General features: G+C 46.8%; 21 protein-coding genes, 2 tRNA genes and 1 pseudogene. 18 read left to right on the top strand and 6 right to left on the bottom strand.

The genetic code is table 11. The features are described 5' to 3' along the window. Nucleotides 1-170 precede the first annotated feature (170 nt). Nucleotides 171-1,352 (bottom strand): pyridoxal phosphate-dependent aminotransferase, encoded by a 1,182-nt coding sequence (locus tag ABXJ76_RS15355; RefSeq protein WP_432741678.1) that lies wholly within the window; start codon nt 1,350-1,352, stop codon nt 171-173. 148 nt (nt 1,353-1,500) lie between these two features. Here ABXJ76_RS15355 and uvrB point away from each other — a divergent pair, with 148 nt between their 5' ends. Further along, nucleotides 1,501-3,513, top strand: coding sequence for an excinuclease ABC subunit UvrB (gene uvrB / locus ABXJ76_RS15360; RefSeq protein ID WP_432741680.1), 2,013 nt, complete (start codon nt 1,501-1,503; stop codon nt 3,511-3,513). Nucleotides 3,514-3,589: 76 nt separating this feature from the next. Here uvrB and ABXJ76_RS15365 read toward each other — a convergent pair whose 3' ends face one another. The 5 genes from ABXJ76_RS15365 to ABXJ76_RS15385 form a co-directional block, all read right to left on the bottom strand. Beyond that, complete coding sequence (locus tag ABXJ76_RS15365; RefSeq protein WP_432741682.1) at nt 3,590-3,922, bottom strand: ASCH domain-containing protein; 333 nt, start codon at nt 3,920-3,922, stop codon at nt 3,590-3,592. A 479-nt stretch (nt 3,923-4,401) separates the two neighbouring features. Beyond that, nucleotides 4,402-6,147 carry a P-loop domain-containing protein gene (locus ABXJ76_RS15370; protein WP_432741684.1) on the bottom strand — a complete coding sequence of 582 codons (1,746 nt, stop codon included), beginning with the start codon at nt 6,145-6,147 and terminating at the stop codon, nt 4,402-4,404. Between the two features lie 37 nt (nt 6,148-6,184). After that, nucleotides 6,185-6,610, bottom strand: coding sequence for a hypothetical protein (locus ABXJ76_RS15375; RefSeq protein ID WP_432741686.1), 426 nt, complete (start codon nt 6,608-6,610; stop codon nt 6,185-6,187). A 4-nt stretch (nt 6,611-6,614) separates the two neighbouring features. Beyond that, on the bottom strand, nt 6,615-7,055 hold the full coding sequence (locus tag ABXJ76_RS15380; RefSeq protein ID WP_432741688.1) for a single-stranded DNA-binding protein: 441 nt from the start codon (nt 7,053-7,055) through the stop codon (nt 6,615-6,617). A gap of 299 nt (nt 7,056-7,354) precedes the next feature. Then, nucleotides 7,355-7,528 carry a hypothetical protein gene (locus ABXJ76_RS15385; protein WP_432741690.1) on the bottom strand — a complete coding sequence of 58 codons (174 nt, stop codon included), beginning with the start codon at nt 7,526-7,528 and terminating at the stop codon, nt 7,355-7,357. Between the two features lie 741 nt (nt 7,529-8,269). Here ABXJ76_RS15385 and ABXJ76_RS15390 point away from each other — a divergent pair. The 17 genes and pseudogenes from ABXJ76_RS15390 to ABXJ76_RS15470 all read left to right on the top strand — a co-directional run bounded on the left by ABXJ76_RS15390 (nt 8,270) and on the right by ABXJ76_RS15470 (nt 22,452). Further along, nucleotides 8,270-8,346: transfer RNA gene (locus ABXJ76_RS15390), tRNA-Val, on the top strand. Nucleotides 8,347-8,407: 61 nt separating this feature from the next. Then, nucleotides 8,408-10,315, top strand: coding sequence for a threonine--tRNA ligase (thrS, locus tag ABXJ76_RS15395; RefSeq protein ID WP_432741692.1), 1,908 nt, complete (start codon nt 8,408-8,410; stop codon nt 10,313-10,315). 75 nt (nt 10,316-10,390) lie between these two features. After that, on the top strand, nt 10,391-10,861 hold the full coding sequence (infC, locus tag ABXJ76_RS15400) for a translation initiation factor IF-3 (protein WP_432741693.1): 471 nt from the start codon (nt 10,391-10,393) through the stop codon (nt 10,859-10,861). 148 nt (nt 10,862-11,009) lie between these two features. Next, complete coding sequence (gene rpmI, locus ABXJ76_RS15405) at nt 11,010-11,207, top strand: 50S ribosomal protein L35 (RefSeq protein ID WP_006892999.1); 198 nt, start codon at nt 11,010-11,012, stop codon at nt 11,205-11,207. Nucleotides 11,208-11,223: 16 nt separating this feature from the next. Further along, nucleotides 11,224-11,586, top strand: coding sequence for a 50S ribosomal protein L20 (gene rplT / locus ABXJ76_RS15410; protein ID WP_292433402.1), 363 nt, complete (start codon nt 11,224-11,226; stop codon nt 11,584-11,586). 134 nt (nt 11,587-11,720) lie between these two features. Beyond that, nucleotides 11,721-12,740 (top strand): phenylalanine--tRNA ligase subunit alpha, encoded by a 1,020-nt coding sequence (gene pheS / locus ABXJ76_RS15415; RefSeq protein ID WP_432741696.1) that lies wholly within the window; start codon nt 11,721-11,723, stop codon nt 12,738-12,740. A gap of 69 nt (nt 12,741-12,809) precedes the next feature. Next, nucleotides 12,810-15,185 carry a phenylalanine--tRNA ligase subunit beta gene (pheT, locus tag ABXJ76_RS15420; RefSeq protein WP_432741698.1) on the top strand — a complete coding sequence of 792 codons (2,376 nt, stop codon included), beginning with the start codon at nt 12,810-12,812 and terminating at the stop codon, nt 15,183-15,185. Between the two features lie 2 nt (nt 15,186-15,187). Further along, nucleotides 15,188-15,484 (top strand): integration host factor subunit alpha, encoded by a 297-nt coding sequence (gene ihfA, locus ABXJ76_RS15425; RefSeq protein ID WP_340122605.1) that lies wholly within the window; start codon nt 15,188-15,190, stop codon nt 15,482-15,484. Beyond that, nucleotides 15,468-15,821, top strand: coding sequence for a MerR family transcriptional regulator (locus ABXJ76_RS15430; protein WP_432741701.1), 354 nt, complete (start codon nt 15,468-15,470; stop codon nt 15,819-15,821). Before ihfA ends, ABXJ76_RS15430 begins: the two co-directional genes overlap by 17 nt. A gap of 103 nt (nt 15,822-15,924) precedes the next feature. Then, a tRNA-Pro gene (locus ABXJ76_RS15435) sits at nt 15,925-16,001 on the top strand. A gap of 328 nt (nt 16,002-16,329) precedes the next feature. Further along, nucleotides 16,330-18,525 carry a restriction endonuclease subunit M gene (locus ABXJ76_RS15440; RefSeq protein ID WP_432741703.1) on the top strand — a complete coding sequence of 732 codons (2,196 nt, stop codon included), beginning with the start codon at nt 16,330-16,332 and terminating at the stop codon, nt 18,523-18,525. Beyond that, nucleotides 18,512-19,921, top strand: a complete 1,410-nt coding sequence (locus tag ABXJ76_RS15445) for a restriction endonuclease subunit S (protein ID WP_432741705.1) — start codon at nt 18,512-18,514, stop codon at nt 19,919-19,921. The genes ABXJ76_RS15440 and ABXJ76_RS15445 overlap by 14 nt, the downstream gene beginning before the upstream one ends. Nucleotides 19,922-19,933: 12 nt before the next feature. Continuing rightward, nucleotides 19,934-20,506 (top strand): zeta toxin family protein, encoded by a 573-nt coding sequence (locus ABXJ76_RS15450; protein ID WP_432741706.1) that lies wholly within the window; start codon nt 19,934-19,936, stop codon nt 20,504-20,506. Then, complete coding sequence (locus tag ABXJ76_RS15455; protein ID WP_432741707.1) at nt 20,503-20,703, top strand: hypothetical protein; 201 nt, start codon at nt 20,503-20,505, stop codon at nt 20,701-20,703. Before ABXJ76_RS15450 ends, ABXJ76_RS15455 begins: the two co-directional genes overlap by 4 nt. A 393-nt stretch (nt 20,704-21,096) precedes the next feature. After that, nucleotides 21,097-21,606, top strand: a complete 510-nt coding sequence (locus tag ABXJ76_RS15460) for a YkgJ family cysteine cluster protein (protein ID WP_432741708.1) — start codon at nt 21,097-21,099, stop codon at nt 21,604-21,606. A gap of 119 nt (nt 21,607-21,725) precedes the next feature. Next, nucleotides 21,726-21,823: pseudogene (locus ABXJ76_RS15465) on the top strand (transposase); the annotation flags it as partial. 371 nt (nt 21,824-22,194) lie between these two features. Next, the gene (locus tag ABXJ76_RS15470) at nt 22,195-22,452 is read left to right on the top strand and encodes a hypothetical protein (RefSeq protein ID WP_432741710.1); all 258 of its coding nucleotides are present in this window, start codon (nt 22,195-22,197) and stop codon (nt 22,450-22,452) included. Nucleotides 22,453-22,693 lie beyond the last annotated feature (241 nt).

Genomic DNA, 22,693 nt, shown 5'->3' on the forward strand with positions numbered 1-22,693 from the left:
TCGCGGCGTACACTCATTTTTACAACCCGTATGCGCAAAGCACGAGCCTTTAATCACGTAAGATAGGTAGAGCAAGCGACACCCATCACATCGACCCTTGATTATGATGGGTGTCGAACGCCTCTCCACCCATCATACCCAGCTCCTACCCAGCGTTTTTTTACAAGAACCTAAATCGCTTTCTTAATCCGCTCCAACGCATTTTGCAGATTGGCCATGCTGGTGGCTATCGAAATTCTGATATGCCCCGGTGTGCCGAACGCGGAACCCGGCACCAGCGCAACGCCAGCTTCTTCGATCAAATATTCGGAAAAGTCGAGATCGTCATTAATATTATCCAGTCTGGCAATCAGCTTTTCCACGTTAGGGAACACGTAAAACGTACCGTCGGTTTTAAGGCACTCAACGCCGTCTATGCTGTTGAGTTCGGCAACGACATAATCGTGGCGCTTTTTAAACTCAATACACATGTTGTCGATAAAACTTTGGTCGCCGGTTAACGCGGCTTCGGCGGCATGCTGTGAAATCGACGTCGGGTTGGAGGTGCTTTGCGACTGGATAGTGGTCATCGCCTCAATCAAATCCGCAGGCCCTGCGGCATAACCGATACGCCAGCCGGTCATCGAATAGGCTTTGGATACGCCATTCATAACTACCGTGCGGTCATAAAACTCAGGATGCGCATTTAATATGTTAACAAACGTGCCCTTGTTCCAAAGAATGTGCTCATACATGTCATCGGTGGCGATGATAATGTTGGGGAAATCCTTCAACACGTCGCCCAGCGCTTTAAGCTCTTCCAGGCTATACGCAACGCCGGACGGGTTGGACGGGCTGTTGATAAAGATCAACCGGGTTTTATTGGTGATGGCAGCGCGCAATTGTTCCGGCGATATTTTAAAATTCTGCGCCTGGGTGGTTTCGATAATAACCGGCACACCATCCGCCAATAACACCATATCAGGATAAGAAACCCAGAACGGCGCGGGGATGATAACTTCATCACCGGAGTTAAGCAGGGCCTGGGTCAGGTTGAATGAGCTTTGCTTGCCGCCGCAGGAAACCAGGATCTGGTTGGCTTGGTAATCAAGACCGTTATCGTTCTTGTACTTGGCGATAATGGCTTTTTTCAGGCTGGGTATGCCGTCAACTGCGGTGTATTTGGTGTAGCCATTTTCAATAGCCTTAATCGCCGCCGCCTTGATATGATCCGGGGTGTCAAAATCCGGCTCGCCTGCGCCAAGACCGATAATGTCTTTGCCTGCAGCACGCATTTGCGCGGCTCTGGCGGTAACCGCCAAAGTAGGTGATGGTTTAACTGCCTGGACTCTGTTAGAAAGTTTGATGCTCATGTTTCCCCGTGTAAAATCAATGTCAAAGATGGAGTGGATTATACATTATGTATAATGGCTTACTAACAACTAGGTGTTAAATTATTGGCATCGTTCCCATGCTCCGACGTGGAAACGATAAAGTAATTGCGTTTATTGAGAAATCCAAGTGAAAAAGAAGTTCAAACTCCACAGCCGATTCCAGCCTGCCGGTGACCAGCCTACCGCGATACAAGCCTTGGTCGAGGGCTTGAGCGACGGCGAAGTGCATCAGACTTTGCTGGGCGTGACCGGTTCCGGCAAAACCTTCACCATCGCCAATGTGATTAACCAGGTGCAGCGTCCGGCGATGATCATGGCGCCCAATAAAACCCTGGCCGCGCAGCTCTACGGCGAGATGAAGGAGTTTTTCCCGGAAAACAGCGTCGAATATTTCGTCTCGTATTACGACTACTACCAGCCGGAAGCTTATGTTCCGGCCTCCGATACCTTTATCGATAAAGATGCGGCGATCAATGAGCATATCGAACAGATGCGCTTATCGGCGACCAAGGCGTTAATCGAACGGGACGATACCATCGTCGTCGCCACGGTTTCGGCGATTTACGGCTTGGGCGAGCCGGAATCGTATTTCAAAATGGTGTTGCATCTGGTCAAGGGCGACATGGTTAACCAGCGCGACATCCTGCGGCGACTGGCGGAAATGCAATACACCCGCAACGACATCGATTTGCGCCGTGCGACCTACCGGGTGCGCGGCGAGGTGATCGACGTGTTTCCGGCCGAGTCGGACAGCGAAGCGTTACGGATAGAGTTATTCGATGACGAAGTGGAACGCCTGTCATTATTCGACCCCCTGACCGGCGAAATCATCCGGCGACTGGCGCGTTACACAATTTACCCGAAAAGCCACTACGTCACGCCGCGAGAGCAACTATTGGAAGCGGTTGAATCCATCAAGGTCGAGCTTAAAGAACGCCTGGAGCAATTGCGCTCGCTGAATAAACTGGTCGAAGCGCAGCGGCTGGAGCAACGGACGCTGTTCGATATTGAAATGATCTTGGAAGTCGGCTATTGCTCCGGCATCGAAAACTATTCCCGCTACCTGTCCGGCAGAAGTGCAGGCGAATCGCCGCCGACCATGTTCGATTACTTGCGCGACAATGCACTGGTAATTATCGATGAAAGTCATGTCGCCGTGTCGCAGATCGGCGCGATGTACAAGGGCGACCGGTCGCGCAAGGAAACGCTGGTTGAATACGGTTTCAGGCTGCCTTCCGCGCTGGATAACCGCCCGCTGACGTTTAATGAATTCGAGGCCAAAGCGCCGCAGCGGATTTATGTGTCGGCAACGCCGGGGCCCTACGAAAGAGAGCATTCAGGCGTTTTTGCCGAGCAATTGGTCAGGCCGACCGGCTTGCTTGATCCAATAGTGGAAGTGCGCCCGGCGACGACTCAGATCGATGATTTGTTATCGGAAATCAACAAGCGCGTTGCCGTAAAAGAACGGGTACTGGTAACTACGTTAACCAAAAGAATGTCGGAAGATTTGACCGAGTATTTGTCGGAACACGGGGTGCGGGTGCGTTATCTGCACTCCGACATCGATACCGTGGAACGGGTCGAGATCATCCGGGATTTGCGGCTGGGGCAGTTCGACGTGCTGGTCGGCATCAACCTGTTGCGCGAAGGATTGGATATACCGGAAGTGTCGCTGGTTGCGATACTGGATGCCGACAAGGAAGGCTTCCTGCGTTCGGTCGTATCGCTGGTGCAAACCATCGGCCGGGCGGCGAGAAATATCAACGGCAAGGCTATTTTGTACGGCGATAAAATCACCAAATCGATGCAGCAGGCGATAGAAGAAACCGACCGTCGCCGTGAAAAACAGCACCAGTTTAATATTGAGCATCGTATAGTACCGACGTCCATTGTTAAGTCGGTAACCGATATTCTACAGGTATCGATACCCGGTTCCGGGCTGACCAGTGCCAATAAGCTACTGAGCAAAGTGGCTGAATTTCCAGCCGACTACAAGGCATCCCTGACACCCAAGCAGGCGGGCAAGAAACTGAAACAACTGGAAGACGCCATGTACCAGCATGCGAAAAATCTCGAATTTGAGCAAGCTGCGAAGATCCGGGATGAGATTAAGGTGTTGCAGGAGTTGATGCTGATCTAATGTACAGGTTGAATTACGACTGCATGGACAGACCTTTGCGCCGCAATCCAACGAGTGGACATTGTCCGATGGTTAACTAATCGGCCTTAGCCGCAAAACTATGCACCCATACCAGACTGTCGGCTTCCCAGGTCATTCCGGCATGCATTTTTAAAATTATATCGCGGTATAGTTCAAGACTCGGATAGCCTTCCGCCCGGGCATCGGCATCAGTCATATCGCCTAAGCGCTGACGCTTTAAATCGGTAACGACAAAAGTCATCCCGTCCAAATCGAAGGTTTCGCCGGGCAAGCCATAGATGCCATCACGACGCTGCTGTGTTTTCATTCCGGCTTTTGTCGCTTCTACCAATTTCGCATGAGTGACCAGTCGGTCTATCGAACAGGTTTTCTCGGGGTAAGCTTCCATTGTCTATCCTAATCTAAAAAAAATCCTATTGTACACCACGCATGAGACTGGACTACTGCGGCAATACCCTGTCTTTGATGTTGCCTAAATTCATTTCGATATAAATATACCCTGAGCACTTAAGTTTTCGGTTTTTACAAGTCACTAAGTCCATGTGAGGGCGACTTCGCCTAAAGCGCCGACTGTTGGTAGTCGCCCTGGGCGAATGAATTCGCCCCCACAATACCTGCTTCCTAAATCCGTGCGGACGCACTAAACGAAAATTCGACCAGATGAAGTATGCAAACACTGCCGCCAAACAAAAATAGTGTTATATAAGTATTCGTACGGATAAATCCCATCAGCATATTTTGTTAGCCTATAAGCGACAGGTAGGGCAGGATGCTATATTTTGTCGAATTATCTCTTTTACAAAGGCCACCTGAGGCTTGCGCCTCTTTCTCTCTCTGGGGTGGTCTTTTTTTTGATCTCGATGTTCATCATTGCTGAAAAACCCTTAACGACCTGATTCTGTTAATAGCGGCAGCCAGTTCATATTTGCGCGGCATCGAAAGGGTTCCCGGATAATCAGGCGCCAATACGGCCAGCCCGTGTTTGCTAATTTCGCCCTCCAACCAATCTATCCAGAAACGAATAGCCTCAGGTTTACTCGACTGCTTTAATTGAGTTCGCAATGCCAACAGGCAATAACCGATGGTTAACATCTGCGGCGCTTCGGCGATTTGCACTACCGCGTCCAGATTGATCAGATCCATGCCGTATTCCAGTTGTCTCAGTGCGCTGCGTAAATCTTTTATGCGTTTTGCCAGGGTCTTGTTCAGACGCTGATTGGTATAAGCGGGATCGAAATTATCGGCGTCCAAACAGCGCGATACGGAGAAATCGGCAATCGGCGTATCCTCCTCGGCTATCGCCCCCAGCCTGTCGCGCACTTTAGCGGTAATATCCGCGCAACGGTAATTGTCCATCAACAGACAGGTATCGGCTTTTTGCAAAAAATAACCCAAGCCGCCGACCACGAAAATCATCGAGACCTGCTGTTTTTTCCGCAGCGAGCGCACCGTTGAATATAGCGGCTTGATCGGTTCTTGCGCCGCATCCACAATTTTTTTGATCAGTTCGTCGCGTACCAGAAAATTAGTTGCGCAGGTATCTTCATCAAACAGCAGCAATCGGCTGCCGCTCTCGATGGCCTCGACAATATTGGCCGCTTGCGAGGTGCTGCCGCTGGCATTATCGGATGAAAAACAATCGGTTTTAAGGCCGTTCGGCAAATTGCTGATAAAAGGGCTGATATCGACATGACGGATGCTGCGACCTTCTTCAGCCCTGATAAAAACAGCATCCTCCCGAGTCACTACATATTCCCGCCCGTCTCCCGGAATATGCGCATAAACCCCGGCTAAAATCGCCTGCATCAAGGTCGATTTGCCATGATAGCCGCCGCCGGTAATGCAGGTGATGCCCTGTCTAATGCCCATACCGGTTATGCTGCATCCACCCGGCAAGGGAATAGTTATTTGCAACGACGAAGGAGATTGAAAGGCTTTAACAGGCTCGTCCATAGCAGGCCGATCATCGACGCCGCTTTGCCGTGGCAACTTGGCATCATTGGCGATAAAGGCGAGCAGATCGTGCCGTTGCATAAACCGGATAATCTCGGCGCGTGTTTTTTGTACATCGACAAACTGCTGAAACAGCGCGCGGGTTTGCTCGTCGTAATGTTGGTAAAAAAAGCAGTCGTCAACAATGGCAACCAGTTCCCGGCTCAGCATGATCCACGCCTGTTCTGCATCAAAAATGCCGCCGCCCTGCCCTTTTGCCGGCAGACTGATCATAAAACGCAAATAAACCGCATCGTCATCGAACAAAACGCTATCCCTGATCAGCATCGTTTGACTCAGGGCAATAGTGTTAAAGGAGCCGCTGCCGTCTTTGCCGCGATTTTGCTGTGCAAACCGGGCTATGCCGTCACGAAAACGCCGAATCAAAAAATCGGCTACCGCCAGTTTACGCTCGGCTGTATGCAAAAAATTCTCGGGGATTTTACTATCTTGTAACGGTATTTTTACCGCTGCAATGGAAGCAGGGTTAGCGCCAGCGCTGCCCTGCATTTTGATGAAGCTGAGCTCAAATCGGGGGAAGTGATAAGAGCCACGCAGCTTTTGTATAGCCTGAAAAGACTGGTCGGCAATAGAAGCTAGTAACGCTTGTAGTGTGTACACATCCCCTCCTGTCTTGCCGATTTAAAAACCGGAGAAGTCAGCTGCCTTTAAGATCATTTCCGTGACAGTCCATTCCGGCAATCAGCTTCATTTTCACCAAATTGTCGTCAATGCCCAAGGTCTTAAAAGCGGCCTTTATACCCATGCCTTTTACTGCGTCAACAGAACCGAATCTAAAACCAAACAGCCGGTTTCTCTTGCCCTCAGGAAAACTGCGCATTATTTGCTTGATGCTGTCGTCAATAAGCGCCCTTGCCTCGTTCAGCTCTGTCGCAACTTCCGAATTCAAGCCGGTTAACAGCTGTTTTTCAGGGGATAGCGCGGCAGCAACCGGCAACTCCGATTGTTGCCTTTTGCGGATGTCCGCCAGTTTTTTATTTTGCCCATGAGCCACCAGCAGGCTACGCTCAGTAACACTGACCTTCTGCCGGTCGGCTCCCGGGTTATCCGCTATTTTCCCCATAAATTTAGAATGGGATGTCGTCATCATACGGTGCATCGAAATTATCATGGCTCGGGGCTTGTTGGGCAGATGGCTGGCCTTGCTGCGCACCTTGCGCTTGATAGTTTTGTTGCGATGGCTGGTTAGACTCGTTTCTTTTGCCGACCAAATCGATAATATTGGCGTTAAGCTCCAAACTGGTTTTAGTCGAGCCATCTTGCGCCCGATATTCACTTTGACTCAGTTCACCCGAAACGAACACCTGTTGGCCTTTTTTCAGGTAATTTTGCAACTGCCCTTCGGCGCGTTTACCCCACACCGCACATCGGATCCATAAGGTTTGCTGCTTTTCGCCAAAGCCGATATTGTTAGCTACGGTAACATTCAATACCGCTTGGCCTGACGGCAAATATCGGACTTCCGCATCGCGACCCACAGTCCCGGTAAAACTAAAGACGTTGCTCATTTTTTCTCATTCCTGGTTAAATTAACAATACGGCTATTATCAACTGGTTCCACTAAAAAGAAAATGCAAAACCTCAAACCTGTTTTGATTACCGCTCGACAAAATTCTGTTGTTTAACTGAATGGTCTAAATAATGCGTTTTTTACAGCGGGTATTTATTTTGAATAAAGCAATGGGTGAGAAATAGAGAACTAGCAAAGGGGGGATAAAACGATGGGTAGCTTAAAACAAAAAACTTCCAAGGCTGTTAAGCCTTGGAAGTCTTCAAGTTGTTTGGTTAAGCAACTCAGGCAAAGGGGTCATTCGCATGATAATTGACCTGATTTAACGCGTTTACGGTTCATGTTAACATTGCTGGCAATGGCCGCTGATGCGAACAGCGTCGATGAAATAATAAATTCGCCGGAAATAAATCCGAGTAAACCGGTTATAAATACTACTCCGGTTAAAATATCTTTGTAAAAGTCGTTCATGGGTAAATCCTCGAATAAAGTTGAAAGGTTTTTATAAATGATGTCTTAACTATACGGAAGAGGCCTATTGTTAACAACAACCCTAGGAACATATAGATTGTTTCCCAATTTGATACATTGAATTCATAAACCATTCATATTAATAGTTTACTATTCACCCTCCTGCCTTAAGACCGACGATTCATAAGACGATCAAACAGCTTTTTCCTGAGTCGCTTCGGACAAACTCCTGTTTCAGAAGAATAGCGTGACCGCACCGACTCTTCACCGTCCTGTGTAGATTTCCTGGCGCAAAAAACAATTAACGCTATCGTGGGAAATAGACATCTCTTCCCCCAAAACGACAACAATCTGACTGTTTCCGCTCGTTCTATAAAAATCCTATGTACATCGATAAAACACAACAGAGGTTTGTTAAAAACGCTCCAAATAATGTCGTACTGGGTGGCGCATCATTGAATTGCTGGAACTTCTATCCCAAACCGGCTTTCTTCCGCCAGATGACCGGACTTTTAATTTCATACCAAACTTACCCGGTAATATTTTGTGAAATAGCACCGTATCAAACACATAGAAAACGCAACGAAATACACAATAATCAACATTCACGATTAATCTATAACGTAAACTCATAGGTACAGGAAAGGTTGAAAACTGCACAGTTACAACAAAATGTTGGTTTAACAGTTGCGTAACAGAAATCCATTGGTATAATGGCCAGCTCGAAGTTACATAAACTTCAGGCGCGTAGCTCAGTTGGTTAGAGCACCACCTTGACATGGTGGGGGTCGGTGGTTCGAGTCCACTCGTGCCTACCAAACATTTAAAGCACTGCGCTGCAGTGCTTTTTTTATTGTAGACACAAAATACAGATAAAAAATGCCGGTAATTACCCTTCCTGATGGATCCAAGCGAGAATACGCCAACGCTGTAACAGTAATGGATGTTGCATCGTCCATCGGTTCGGGATTAGCTAAGGCGACCTTGGCAGGCAAGGTTAACGGCAATCTGGTTGACGCTAGTACGTTAATCGATCAGGATGCAACACTTCAACTGATTACCGCAAAAGATGACGACGGTATCACCGTTATTCGCCATTCAACTGCACATCTATTGGCTCAGGCCGTCAAACAGTTATTCCCCTCAGCACAAGTCACTATCGGGCCGGTTATCGAAAACGGTTTTTTTTACGATTTCGCCTACGAAAGACCTTTTACGCCAGATGACCTCAGCGCCATTGAAAAAAAGATGGCGCAACTGGTTGCCGAGGATTACCCGATCAATCGCTCGGTGCTATCACGGGATGAGGCGGTCAAATTCTTCAGAAATCTCGGCGAAGCGTATAAAGCCGAAATCATCGAATCTATCCCCGCTAATGAAGATTTGTCTTTGTATGAGCAGGGCGGATTTACCGACTTGTGTCGCGGCCCACATGTGCCCAGCACCGGTAAATTAAAATCCTTTAAGCTGATGAAGATTGCCGGGGCCTATTGGCGCGGGAATTCCGATAACGAAATGCTGCAACGCATTTACGGTACAGCCTGGGGCGACAAAAAAGAATTACAGGCCTACCTGCATCGCCTGGAAGAAGCGGAAAAGCGCGATCACCGCAAATTGGCGAAAACCTTGGATTTATTTCATTCTCAGGAAGAAGCTCCCGGTATGGTGTTCTGGCATGAAAAAGGCTGGGTCATCTATCAACAGGTTGAGCAGTACATCCGCGAGAAATTACGGGTAAACGGTTACGGCGAGGTTAAAACGCCGCAGGTGGTGGATCGTTCTTTATGGGAAAGATCAGGCCATTGGGAAAAGTTTGGCGAAATGATTTTTACCACGCATTCCGAGAATCGTGATTACGCGATCAAACCGATGAACTGCCCTTGTCATGTGCAGATTTATAATCAGGGGCTTAAAAGCTACCGTGATTTGCCTATTCGTCTGGCGGAATTCGGCTCCTGTCATCGCAACGAGCCTTCCGGCACCTTGCATGGCTTGATGCGAGTCAGGAACTTTGTCCAGGATGATGCGCATATTTTCTGCACCGAAGCCCAGATTCAGGACGAAGTATCGACCTTTATCGACATGCTGTTCGATGTTTACAAAGATTTCGGCTTTGAAGAAGTTATCATTAAATTATCCACCCGCCCTGAAAACAGGGTCGGCGATGATTCGGTCTGGGATAAAGCGGAAAATGCCCTGGAACTGGCGCTGAATACCAAAGCCTTGAAATGGGATTTGCAGCCGGGTGAAGGCGCTTTTTACGGACCTAAAATCGAATTCTCCTTAAAAGACTGCATCGGACGAGTCTGGCAATGCGGCACGATTCAGGTGGATTTCTCGATGCCGGGCCGTCTGGATGCCACCTATATTGCCGAAGACGGATCAAAACAAGTGCCAGTCATGCTGCACAGAGCGATACTCGGCTCCCTTGAGCGCTTTATCGGTATTTTAATTGAGCATCATGCAGGCACCTTCCCGCTGTGGCTGTCTCCGGTGCAGGTAGTCATACTGAATATTACCGACCGACATGCCGAATATGCGTCGCAAATTATGCTGGACCTTGAGAAACAAGGTATTCGGGTAAAATTAGACTTGAGAAATGAGAAGATCGGGTTTAAAATTCGCGAGCACTCTATGCAGCGCGTACCGTATATTGTCATTATTGGCGACAAAGAATTAGAACAACAAAACATTACAGTACGCACGCAAAAAGGTGACGACTTAGGTAGCCTGACAATCCATGAATTTACCGAACGGTTAAAGCAAGAGATGACAGGTAGACAATGAATGATTTTGGAGGATTAGAATATCGCTGCTAAAAAAGACGAAACGCGCCTGAATGACGCAATCACCGCAAGACGCGTGAGAGTAACAGGTGCAGATGGTGAGGCGTTAGGCATTATGTCATTAGATGAGGCCAAACAGATTGCTTACGCTGCAGACTTGGATTTAGTGGAAATATCACCGAATGCGGATCCTCCGGTTTGCAAGGTGATGAACTACGGAAAATACCAGTTTGAGTTAAATAAAAAACTGGCCGTTGCCAAAAAGAAGCAAAAGCAGATTCAGGTTAAAGAAATCAAATTTAGACCTGGAACTGACGAAGGCGATTACCAGGTTAAAATGAGGAGCCTAACCAAGTTCCTTAGCGATGGCGATAAAACCAAAATCACCTTGCGTTACCGTGGCCGCGAAATGGCGCATCGGGAAATCGGTGTTGATCTGTTGAAGCGCATAGAAAAAGACTTGGAAGAGATAGCCATCGTCGAGCAATTCCCTAAAATGGAAGGTCGCCAAATGGTTATGGTTATGGCACCGAAAAAGAAAAAATAGCAGACCCTGCAATGCAGTGTCTCTACAGCGGCACAGGATGAGCCGCTAAGTATCAATAAATGATACGGTTAATTCTTCAGGGCCATGCATTTTGCCTTGCTGGGTTACAAACTCAGGGATTCATATTTTAATTTATTGGAGCAAAAAAATGCCAAAGATCAAAACTAACCGTGGAGCAGCCAAGCGTTTTAGACGCACAGGCAACGGCGGTTTTAAATGTGGCCAGTCCCACAGACGTCATATCCTGACTAAAAAATCGACTAAGAGAAAAAGACAGTTACGCTCGCCGGCAACTATTCATCCGTCAGATGTGCGCATGGCTGCACGTATGATGCCGTACAGTTAATCTAAGGAAATAAATCATGCCTAGAGTTAAACGCGGCGTAACAGCCAGAGCAAGACATAAAAAAGTATTAAAGCAAGCGAAAGGTTACTACGGCGCACGAAGCCGGGTTTATCGCGTTGCCAAACAAGCGGTAATCAAAGCCGGTCAATATGCCTATCGTGACCGTAAACAGAAAAAACGCCAATTCCGCGCTTTGTGGATCGTTCGTATCAATGCGGCGGCCCGTTTAAGTGGAATGTCATACAGTCGCTTCATCAATGGCTTAACGAAGGCCAATGTGAAAATCGACCGTAAAGTACTAGCTGATATTGCCGTTCGTGACATTAACGCATTTGCAAAGATTGCGGAAATTGCCAAGGAACACCAAAGCAAACCTTAAGGAACGACCTGGATTTTAATGAACTGAAATCCAGCTATTCCCCCTCCTCTTTCTGAGGAGGGGCGGGATTTGGTTTTAAACATTTCCCGACAAATAAAAATTCTCCCTCACTCCCAAACACAGCGAGCTAAAACGTGTCCGCTACCCTAGAAGAAATTCTCGCGCAGGCATTACATCAGCTTCGCGACGCACAAGACCTTAACCAACTCGACCTAGTTCGCGTTCATTATCTCGGGAAAAAGGGTTTATTTACCCTCCAGATGAAAGAACTCGGTGCGCTTGATCCTGATCAAAGACGCTCTGCCGGTCAAATCATCAATCAAGCCAAAGATCAATTTCAACAGCAACTGGAAGCCAAAAAAGAGCTGCTGCAAAATGCCGCCTTGGAAGCAAGACTGGCCAGCGAAGGCATAGACGTTACACTCCCTGGCAGAGGTCAAACTGTTGCCGGCTTGCATCCGGTGACTACCACCTTACGCCGCATCTCCAAGATTTTTGCCAGCGTTGGCTTTCAAGTCGTTGAAGGACCTGAAATCGAAGACGATTATCATAATTTTGAGGCATTGAATATTCCTGCTCATCACCCGGCAAGGGCGATGCACGATACGTTCTATTTTGATGCCCACACCGTATTAAGAACCCATACCTCACCGGTACAAATCCGGGTCATGGAATCGGAAAAGCCGCCGCTGAAAGTAATAGCTCCAGGCCGGGTATATCGTTGCGACTCGGATATTACCCACACACCGATGTTCCATCAGGTAGAAGGCTTTCTGGTTGATACCGATGTTAGTTTTGCCGACTTAAAAGGCGTAGTTTACGAATTCCTGCGTGCTTTCTTTGAAAAAGATATACAAGTACGCTTTAGGCCGTCGTATTTTCCCTTTACCGAACCATCCGCAGAAGTCGATATTGAATGCGTGATGTGCGGCGGCAAAGGCTGCCGCGTATGCAGCCATACCGGCTGGCTGGAAGTGATGGGCTGCGGCATGATACATCCCGAAGTTTTCAAAGCGGTCAATATCAACAGTGAAATCTATAGCGGCTTTGCCTTTGGCATGGGCGTAGAACGCCTCGCGATGTTGCGTTATGGCATTAACGATTTAAGATTATTTTTTGAAAACGATCTTAAATTTTTAGAACAATTTAATTAAACAGGCGCCGCACTTGCTTTCGGCAGGCTTGCGGCATACACACCCATCTCTGGAGATAAAGTTTGAGTTATGCAAATTAGTGAAGCCTGGTTAAGAGAATACGTCAATCCCGCAATAAGCACCGAACAACTGGTCGAACAATTGACCATGGCTGGTCTTGAAGTCGATTCGGTAACACCGGCTGCGGCAGCATTCAGCGGCGTGGTGGTCGGCGAAGTCATTGCCATCGAACCTCATCCCGATGCTGATAGATTAAGAGTTTGCCAAGTCGCAGTAGGCGAAACGGAACCGTTGCAAATTGTCTGCGGCGCTAGCAATGTCCGGATCGGCCTAAAAATCCCTGCGGCATTGATCGGTGCAGTATTGCCGGGTGATTTTAAAATCAAAAAATCCAAACTCCGTGGCGAAGAATCTTTCGGCATGCTGTGCTCTGAAAAAGAACTGGGCCTGGCCGCCGATGCCAACGGCTTAATGGAGCTGGCGACCGATGCACCCGTAGGCGTTGATATACGCGACTACCTGTCGCTAAATGACAACATCATCGAAGTCGACCTGACCCCCAACCGGGCCGATTGTCTGAGCGTTGAAGGCCTAGCGCGTGAAGTGGCGGTACTGAACCAAATGGACTGGTCAATCACTCATGTTGAAAAATCAACCGTCAACCATGCCGACACTTTAACCGTCTCCGTAAAAGCGACTAATGCTTGTCCGCGTTATTTGGGCCGATTACTCAAAGACGTCAATGTTAAAGCCGAAACTCCGTTATGGATGCAGGAACGTCTGCGCCGCTCGGGCATAAGAAGTTTAAGTGCAGTGGTTGACGTGACCAATTACGTGCTGATCGAATTAGGCCAGCCGCTACACGCCTTCGATGCCGCCAAATTAACCGGTAGCATTAACGTTCGCTATGCTCAAACCGATGAAAGCCTGGCTCTGTTAAACGGCCAGACCATTAAACTGGATAATGAGACCTTGATTATCGCCGACGATAAACAGGCGTTGGCCTTGGCTGGCGTCATGGGTGGCAGCGAATCTGCGGTTACAGACGAAACCCAGAATGTATTTCTGGAGTGCGCGTTTTTTAGCCCGCTAAGCATCGCCGGTAAAGCGCGGAATTACGGCCTACACACCGACTCATCGCACCGTTTTGAACGCGGCGTAGATCCGTCCTTGCAGGAACGCGCCATAGAGCGCGCCACCCAACTGATTATCGACATTGCCGGTGGCAGCGTCGGCGCAATTACCGACGTGACAACGGCAGCAACCTTGCCGCAACGCGCTGCAGTATTGCTCAGAAAATTGCGCCTGGAAAAAACCCTGGGTATCGATCTGGCTGACGAACAAGTCGTCGATATTTTTCAGCGCCTGGGGATGTCCGTACAAACACAGTCCGATGGCTGGTCTGTGACTCCGCCAGGATGTCGTTTCGATATTGCTATTGAAGCTGATTTAATCGAGGAAATAGCCCGTATTGTCGGCTACAACAAGTTGCCGAGCAGCAGCTTGTTAATGCGCTCGGAACTGGGCAAAGCCACTGAAGCGGTACTGGATCTGGATCGGGTTAAAGATTTGCTGGTTGACCGGGGCTATCAGGAAGCGATTACCTACAGCTTTGTCGATGAACAAATACAACAAGCCATCGCCCCAAATGATGACCTTATCCGCCTAAAAAATCCGATTTCCGCCGATTTATCGGTAATGCGCACTACCCTTTGGTGCGGCTTGTTAAAGGCTGCCTTGCACAACACCAATCGCCAGCAAAACAGAGTTCGTTTCTTTGAATCCGGCCTGCGCTTTGTTAATAAAGGTGACCACACACAGCAACAAAGAATGCTGTCGGGACTGGCCTTAGGTAGCGCCTACTCTGAGCAATGGGGAATCGCAACCCGAAAAGTCGACTTTTTCGATATTAAAGCCGATGTACAGGCCATGGTTGCGTTGACCGATGCAGAGGTGGAATTTATTCCGGCTAAACATCCTGCATTGCATCCAGGACAAACCGCTGAAATCTTATCACCGCAAGGCGAAAAAATAGGCTGGCTGGGCATGTTGCATCCAACATTGGAAAAGCAGTTGGGTTTTGATACCCAGGTTTTCCTGTTTGAATTGGATCAGGATCTGTTACTGAACAAGCAAATCCCAAAATTCAAGCCACTGTCAAAATATCCGTCAGTACGTCGCGATATTGCCTTGATTGTTAAAGAAGAAGTCGCCGTTAGCGCGATAATAAATTGCATTAAAGACTGCGACGAGCCCACCTTACAAGATATAGTAATCTTTGATATATACCGGGGTAAAGGCGTCGAAGAAGGCAGTAAAAGCGTCGCTTTAAGTTTAATCATACAAGATTTTTCACAAACGCTAACAGATTCTGGAATAGATGCTATATTTAGCGGACTGTTAGAAACATTGACCACAAAAATAAGTGCAAAGCTGAGGGATTAACAATGGCATTAACTAAAGCAGATTTTGCCGAAAGGCTGTTTGACGAGCTTGGCTTAAACAAGCGCGAAGCAAAAGATATGGTCGAAATATTTTTTGAGGAAATTAAAGCCTCCCTGGAACAGGGTGAGCAAGTAAAAATTTCCGGTTTTGGCAAATTCGAACTACGAGATAAAAGCAGTCGCCCCGGCAGAAATCCAAAGACAGGCGAAGAAATCCCCATAACAGCCCGTCGCGTGGTAACATTCAGATCAGGTCAAAAACTAAAAGCCAGAGTAGAAGCGTATGCTGGAGCCGAGTAATAATAATGAGTTGCCAGTCATACCGGCAAAACGCTATTTCACCATAGGTGAAGTCAGTGAATTATGCGGTGTAAAACCTCATGTACTGCGCTATTGGGAACAAGAGTTTACAGAGCTTAATCCGGTAAAAAGACGCGGCAATCGTCGTTATTATCAGCGCCATGATGTGTTGATGATACGGCAAATAAGATCATTATTATACGAACAAGGCTACACCATTGGCGGTGCCAGAGCTCATTTAAGCAGCGACGACGCCAAAGAAGACTCAACCCGCACCAAACAATTGATTCATCAAATGGTTAGCGAACTGGAAGAAATTCTGGAGTTGCTAAAATAGATTCATGACTCAATGCGGCAAAATGTAGTATAATTTGCCGCATTGAATTATTGGGGATTGTGATCATAATCCTTTCAGCTTTAAATTCTTTATTTCATACTGTCGGGGCGTAGCGCAGCTTGGTAGCGCACTTGTCTGGGGGACAAGGGGTCGTAGGTTCAAATCCTATCGTCCCGACCAATTGAAATAAAGGCTTATACTATTTATTGTTCTTTCCTGTCTAAATTATTTTCTTCTGTTTAGTGAATTTGTCACAACTTTTAGAATTTCCCGAGTACTCTTCAAGATGTACATTCGACAGATGAGCGCACCTTAACACCATCGATAAATCAGCCTAACCGTCCGGCTCTTTCAATACAGGTAGAGGCGTACCGTTTTGGATGTCAATAATATGGCAATCATTGACCATATGAATCACCTGCCGGGTGATAATCTGAAATAAAATTCAAAGCTGAAGCTTGCTACGTCAAAGCTAATTGTTCTTACCCATCACCCAACAACACAATAAATGAAAGAAAACCAAGTCATTGACTACATACAGCTCGGCATCGAAAAAGAGCTAATCAAAATCCTCGATGACGGCAAACGCATCGAATATGTTGAGCAAAAGAAAAGCCGCTTATACACCAATCCCGAAGAACAAGTACAAGCCGAAACCTATTGCCGGTTGATACTCGAATACGGTTATCCCAAACACAGGGTACAGAACTTTGTCGTAGTAACGATGGGGTCCGGTAAAAAAGAGGCGGATATTGTTGTTTATAACGATGATGAATGCTTAGAGCCGCACATTTTAGTCGAGTGCAAAAAACAGGAAGTCTCCGAAGCCGAATTTACCCAATCCGTTAATCAAGCCTATTCATACGCCTTTGCCTTACCTAACAACGTCAAATGGGTGTGGGTAACATCAAAAATTAAAAACGACTATTTTCAGGTTGATAAACGCAAAAATACCCGTAAATCCGAGTCTGATATTCCGCCTTACGGTGTGGACAAATTGGCGCCTTATAAATTTGTTAAAGGTGCGGACAACCTGAAATACAAAGCGGGCGAACAAAAGTTTTTCGAGCTGCATGTGGTTGCTGAAGATGAACTGACCCGCCGTTTTAAACTAGCGCACAATGCCTTATGGGCAGGTGGCCAACTTAACCCATCAGAAGCCTTTGATGAACTGGACAAACTCATCTTTTGCAAAATCTGGGATGAGCGTGCGTATCATGAGAAAGGTAAACCGTATGATTTTCAAGTCATTCAAGAAGACGGTAAAGGTAAAACGGAAGAAGAAAAACAACGCGATGCGCTTACAAAAACCAACGAAGCCTTATTAAATCGTGTTAAAGCACTCTACGAAAAAGGTCGAGAGCAAGACAAAGAAGTATTCCGCGACAATATTCGACTGACACCTGAACGTGTGCGTACGATTGTTGAATACCTGCAAGACATCAACCTGAACAAAACCGATTTAGATAGCAAAGGCCGTGCCTTTGAGACCTTCATGGATTCCTTCTTTCGCGGCAGTTTTGGTCAATATTTCACCCCGCGCCCGATTGTAAAATTCATCGTCGATGTCATGCCGATCACCCATGAATCTTTGGTATTAGATACCTCCTGCGGCAGTGGCGGCTTTTTATTACATGCGTTGGATAAAGTTCGCCATAAAGCAAGCCAATTATATCCAGATCATGAAACCGATCCTGATGAACGCATCCGTTGGCATAAATATTGGCACGACTTTGCCGAAAAACGCTTGTACGGCATCGAAATCAACGAACAAATCAGCCGTGCCGCCAAAATGAACATGATTATTCATGACGACGGTCATACCAACGTCATCAGCGCCGACGGCTTGCTTAAAGACAATAAATTACAAGAACTCACCACCAACAACGGTTTTAAATACGGCCGCTTTGATTTCATTATCACCAATCCGCCGTTTGGCAGCGCGGTAAAACTGACCGAAAAAGCCTATTTGGATACCTACGCTTTCGGACAAAGAGACACCTCCTGGTTAGACCTTAAAAACAGCGGCGTTAAAAACCGCGACACCCAAAGTACAGAAGTCTTGTTTATCGAACAATGTCACCAGTTCTTAACCGCTGGCGGCTATTTGGCGATTGTCCTCCCTGACGGCGTACTCACCAATAGCAGCCTGCAATACGTGCGCGACCAAATCGAAGAGTGGTATCGCATCGTTGCCGTCGTCAGTCTGCCGCAAACCACCTTTACCGCCACCGGCGCAGGCGTAAAAAGCAGCGTCTTGTTTTTGCGCAAATACAGTGAAGATAAAACCCACGCTTTGCAACAGCAAAAACTCGGCTTACAAACTGCCTTATTGACTAAAAATTGCTATCAATCAGAAGTTACTAGAATTGAAAAGGAAAAGAAAAAAGTTATTGACCAAGCTACCGGTGCAATCTATGAAGGCGAGCTAAGCAACTTTAAAAAAACCGAAGCCTATAAAGCCTGGAAAACCGAGAAAAGTGCCGAATACACCGAACAAATCAATGAATTTAAAGAGCGTTTGGAAGAAGCTTATTTGCTCAAAAAACAAAGCGAATTGCCTGACTACCCGATTTTTATGGCGATTGCCGAAGATATTGGCTATGACGCCACGGGGAAGCAAACAGGCAATAACGAATTAGAAATTATTGGCGCAGAATTGGCGCGGTTTATCAAGACAGAGGTAAATCGTGAGCCAAATTAGTACTGAAACTAATATACTTAATGGCAGGGTATTTAAAGTTAATCGCTCGGAATTAGTTGGAAGATGGGATGCATATTTTAATTATGCTTTAAAAATTTCAACCTTAAAAACGAAATACCCGACAATTTCGATCAGTTCGGCATTTAAGTCTTATAGCGGAGGAACACCCAGTAAAGCGAATTTAAGTTATTGGAATGGTTTTGTACCTTGGGTTTCACCCAAAGACTTTAAAGCATTAATGTTGGTAGATACTGAAGACCATATTACTGAAGAAGCCATAAGCAATTCTGCTACCATAATAGCTCATAAAGGTAGTCTGCTTATGGTGGTGAGAAGTGGTGTTTTGGCACATACAATCCCCGTAGCCATAACAACAAAGCCAATGGCATTTAATCAGGATGTTAAAGCGTTTATTCAACAAGCAGACATTTCAACTAAATTCTTAGCGGTCTATTTTCAGGTGTATAACGATCAACTATTACCGTTAATTGTTAAGCATTCTACAACTGTTCAAAGTATCAACACCGTACAATTGAATACATTAAAAATCCCTGCACCTCCAAGTGACTTACAAGAAAAAATTGTTCATTTGTACTTGGATGCCGTGGCTGAAAAAAAACAAAAAGAACAACAAGCCCAAACACTTTTGGCAGGGATTGATGCGTATTTATTGGCGGCGTTGGGTATATCACTACCGCAACAAGACAATACGCTTGAAGGACGTATTTTTACAACTACGTTTAAAGAAGTTTCTGGCAGTCGCTTAGATGCTTATTTCTATAAAAACGAATATCAACTTTTAATTGACCGCATAAAAAACGTCAAAAGCTATAGACTTAAGGATATTATCTGTTTCTCTTCAGAAACTTGGAATCAGCAAGATCATTTTGTTGGAACCTTCCCCTATATTGAAATCAGTGAAATTGACTTGTGGTCTGGTGAAATTAAAAACATAAAACATATTTCTATTGCTGAAGCTCCCAGTAGAGCAAAAATGTTGATTAGAGAAGGTGATATTATTGTTTCAACTACTCGCCCCACGCGAGGTGCGATTGCCCATAATCAATTCCAAGGAATACAAATTGCATCAACAGGTTTTGCTGTTATTCGCGAAATAAAAGGAAACGCCATTACGAAAGATTTTTTATTCCACGTTTTACGATTGTCGTCCTCATTGAAACAGATGGGCCAGCGTAGTACTGGCGGGAATTATCCAGCTATTACACAAGAAGAACTTGGCAATATATTGATCCCTTATGTTGATATAAACCAGCAAGAAAAAATTGTGATGCGTATTAATGAAATCTATAGTCATGCCAAACAACTCCAAACCGAAGCCGCGCAAATTTTAGCCGATGCCAAGGCCGAAGTGGAACGTATGATTTTGGGTGAGTAAGGAGACGGACAGATGCCAACCTGCTGGATAATCGCTGGGCCAAACGGATCAGGTAAAACCACCTTTGCCCTGGAATACCTGCCTACCGTAGCGGGTTGTTGGCGCTTTATTAATGCCGACTTAATCGCAGCCGGCTTATCGCCACTGGCACCGGAACAGCACTTACTGGCCGCGAGCCGCTTGTTTCTCCGTGAGCTTGAGGACTGCATTGCCGCACAGCAGGATTTTGCTTTTGAAACCACCCTCTCGGGACGCAGTTATCTTAAACTGATAGACCGCTTACAAGCCACCGGCTGGCGAGTAGAGCTAATCTATCTGGCCTTACCCAGCGCCGAAATGTCACGTCTGCGGGTGGCGGAGCGCGTGACTCACGGAGGCCATAATATTCCTGAAGCCGACGTCATGCGGCGTTTTCCGCGTAGCCTGCACAATCTGTTAAATGTCTTCGCGCCCAAGGTTGATCAAGCACAGTGTTACATGAATAACGGCGCAAGCCCTGAACTGGTATTTCAGCAAGAAGGCGCTATACGCACCATCTACCACCCCGATTTTTTAGTGTTTTTACAGCAGAAGGCCCAATCATGAATGCCGATGTAAACCCTACACCCAAAGCAGATATTCAAGCCACGCTAGATTGCTTGCGTTTAGCCGTTAGCAAAACCCTGGAACGCAAACGCCGCCTAGGTCAGTATTCAGTGCAATGGAATGGTAACGCCCCCTTCGCCATAGGCGAAGATGCCCCAGAATTCTTACAATTGCCGCAACAATCGGATCATTATTGAGCGGCTAGTACTCAGTCAGCTTTATTCTGACGGTCAAGCAACTGGATGTGGGGGCGACTTCAGTCGCCTCCACAGTTACAGCATAGCTATCTACACAAATTATCCGCTCTCCCGTGGCACTGTCATTACGTTAGACTGAAAAGACAGTGATGACTGAACAGTGTGGGCGCGAATAAATTCGCGCCCACACTAATGCCAAGCCCTTAACCTAATGGCGGTGATGCCACCCGCGAGGGACATGTTTTTTTAAAAATTTGCGCATGGGCAGTCAGTCCAATCAGGATGTAGTGTAGATAGCTATCCCCCAAAACCGGAAATATTAGGCGCTGTTTTATAAACAATGGGAGAATTACGCGGTTTTGGACTTACAACCTCATTCAACTATAAGCAAAAATGAACACACTTACTCAAATCCATACTGATATCGATGCGCGCGTACAAGCCATTCGTGATGACAATCTTGATTGGCTATGCGGCTTGGGTTGCGACGGCTGTTGTCATCGGCTCGCCGAAATACCCCGACTCACTGCGGCGGAATGGGATTGGCTGCGGGAAGGCTTGGCCGCGCTGCCCCCGGAGCAGCTTCGGGAAATTGGCCAGAACATCGCCGCGTTGGCTGAGCAGTCATCACGTCCCATCATCTGCCCGTTGTTAGATCAGTCGGCGGGCGCTTGTAAGGTCTACGTCCACCGCCCGGTGGCTTGCCGCACCTACGGGTTTTATGTCCAGCGTGACCAAGGGCTTTACTGCAAGGACATCGAGTCGCGCGTGGCCGGTGGGTCTTGGGCCGAGGTAGTGTGGGGTAACCAGGATGCCGTTGATCACCGTCTTTCCAGTCTTGGTGAAACCTGCGATTTGACCGAGTGGTTCGCGGACTGGAAGCCGAACGAGGACATGCCTTGAAAGGATCAGCATTGTCCGGGCGAAATATCAGTCTCAGATAAGAGCCGTAGGGCGAGACGAAAGGCCCAAGAAAAGCCTTTTTCCGAACGTCAGCCCTTGACCCTATCTGGGTCAAAAAGAACGAAATAATGAGGAGAATGAAAGGAAGAAGTTCGATAAAGCTGTTCGAAACCTTTCCGGATTTGAAAAAAACGGCTATTGGGCGTGTCATTTTTGGCTCAGTTACATTGACCACCAACAGATAAGCCAAACACAAAATTAATGACTGATGTTACGCAGGCAAACTAAAAATCAATAACTTACGAAGCAAAAAATGAGCGTAAGTTATTGATAACTTGTAGTCGGTGCGTAACATCAGTTAATGATATAATTTCATCAAATTTCTTCGCTGGTCTGAAACCTCACCCTTCAGGGGATTATTTGAGTTTGACAACGATGCACTGGCATCGTTATCCTTTTTGGGAACCTCCTCGTTCACGGGGAGGAACAATCCACCGACCTCTATCCGTCGGCGGTTGTCACTCGACGGATGAGGTCGAGTGTGGATTGAAACATATATTTCAAAGTATCGTTATAGCGGCATAGATAATGAGATTTCTGTTTGCAACGGTCTTGAGTGATTGTTACTTTCCACTTGGGATCGCTGTAAAGCATTTTCTCGCCGACACCGATTTTCTACAGTTGAACGACTGGATGGCGGGGCGATCGACCCAATATGATGCCAATGAACGTATTCTCGGTTTTGGATTGTTTGGCTCGAAGTTGCAGATGAGTGTTATCAACTGCGACGACAGTGAGAAGACCTACACGCACGCAATGGATCAAGATATTCTAGAGTTTTGTTAGTGAAAAAGACAATAGACATCTTTCCCAAATACAGCCATGTAGGCTGGAATAAGTCGGCTCAAGCGATAGCGAGAATCGGTGTTCCGGCGCACCCCACGAATTTGCCGGAAACGCTACCACGCGCTACGTTTGGGTAGCCTTATTCCAGCCTGCGTCATTATTTAGGAAAGATGTCTAATAAAGAACCACGAATTATCATGACAATCATAAGCAAAATCCGCATGAATAGTTAATTTTTCCG

Source organism: Methylobacter arcticus, assembly GCF_050917435.1.
Classification (GTDB): domain Bacteria; phylum Pseudomonadota; class Gammaproteobacteria; order Methylococcales; family Methylomonadaceae; genus Methylobacter_A; species Methylobacter_A titanis.

Bases quoted from the DNA above. Each gene is read 5' to 3' on its own strand.
- ABXJ76_RS15355 (WP_432741678.1), bottom strand. From the start codon at position 1,352: ATGAGCATCAAACTTTCTAACAGAGTCCAGGCAGTTAAACCATCACCT.
- ABXJ76_RS15385 (WP_432741690.1), bottom strand. From the start codon at position 7,528: ATGAACGACTTTTACAAAGATATTTTAACCGGAGTAGTATTTATAACC.
- ABXJ76_RS15365 (WP_432741682.1), bottom strand. From the start codon at position 3,922: ATGGAAGCTTACCCCGAGAAAACCTGTTCGATAGACCGACTGGTCACT.
- ihfA (WP_340122605.1), top strand. From the start codon at position 15,188: ATGGCATTAACTAAAGCAGATTTTGCCGAAAGGCTGTTTGACGAGCTT.
- ABXJ76_RS15430 (WP_432741701.1), top strand. From the start codon at position 15,468: ATGCTGGAGCCGAGTAATAATAATGAGTTGCCAGTCATACCGGCAAAA.
- ABXJ76_RS15375 (WP_432741686.1), bottom strand. From the start codon at position 6,610: ATGGGGAAAATAGCGGATAACCCGGGAGCCGACCGGCAGAAGGTCAGT.
- pheT (WP_432741698.1), top strand. From the start codon at position 12,810: ATGCAAATTAGTGAAGCCTGGTTAAGAGAATACGTCAATCCCGCAATA.
- ABXJ76_RS15450 (WP_432741706.1), top strand. From the start codon at position 19,934: ATGCCAACCTGCTGGATAATCGCTGGGCCAAACGGATCAGGTAAAACC.
- rplT (WP_292433402.1), top strand. From the start codon at position 11,224: ATGCCTAGAGTTAAACGCGGCGTAACAGCCAGAGCAAGACATAAAAAA.
- ABXJ76_RS15460 (WP_432741708.1), top strand. From the start codon at position 21,097: ATGAACACACTTACTCAAATCCATACTGATATCGATGCGCGCGTACAA.
- rpmI (WP_006892999.1), top strand. From the start codon at position 11,010: ATGCCAAAGATCAAAACTAACCGTGGAGCAGCCAAGCGTTTTAGACGC.
- ABXJ76_RS15380 (WP_432741688.1), bottom strand. From the start codon at position 7,055: ATGAGCAACGTCTTTAGTTTTACCGGGACTGTGGGTCGCGATGCGGAA.
- ABXJ76_RS15455 (WP_432741707.1), top strand. From the start codon at position 20,503: ATGAATGCCGATGTAAACCCTACACCCAAAGCAGATATTCAAGCCACG.
- thrS (WP_432741692.1), top strand. From the start codon at position 8,408: ATGCCGGTAATTACCCTTCCTGATGGATCCAAGCGAGAATACGCCAAC.
- ABXJ76_RS15440 (WP_432741703.1), top strand. From the start codon at position 16,330: ATGAAAGAAAACCAAGTCATTGACTACATACAGCTCGGCATCGAAAAA.
- ABXJ76_RS15470 (WP_432741710.1), top strand. From the start codon at position 22,195: ATGAGATTTCTGTTTGCAACGGTCTTGAGTGATTGTTACTTTCCACTT.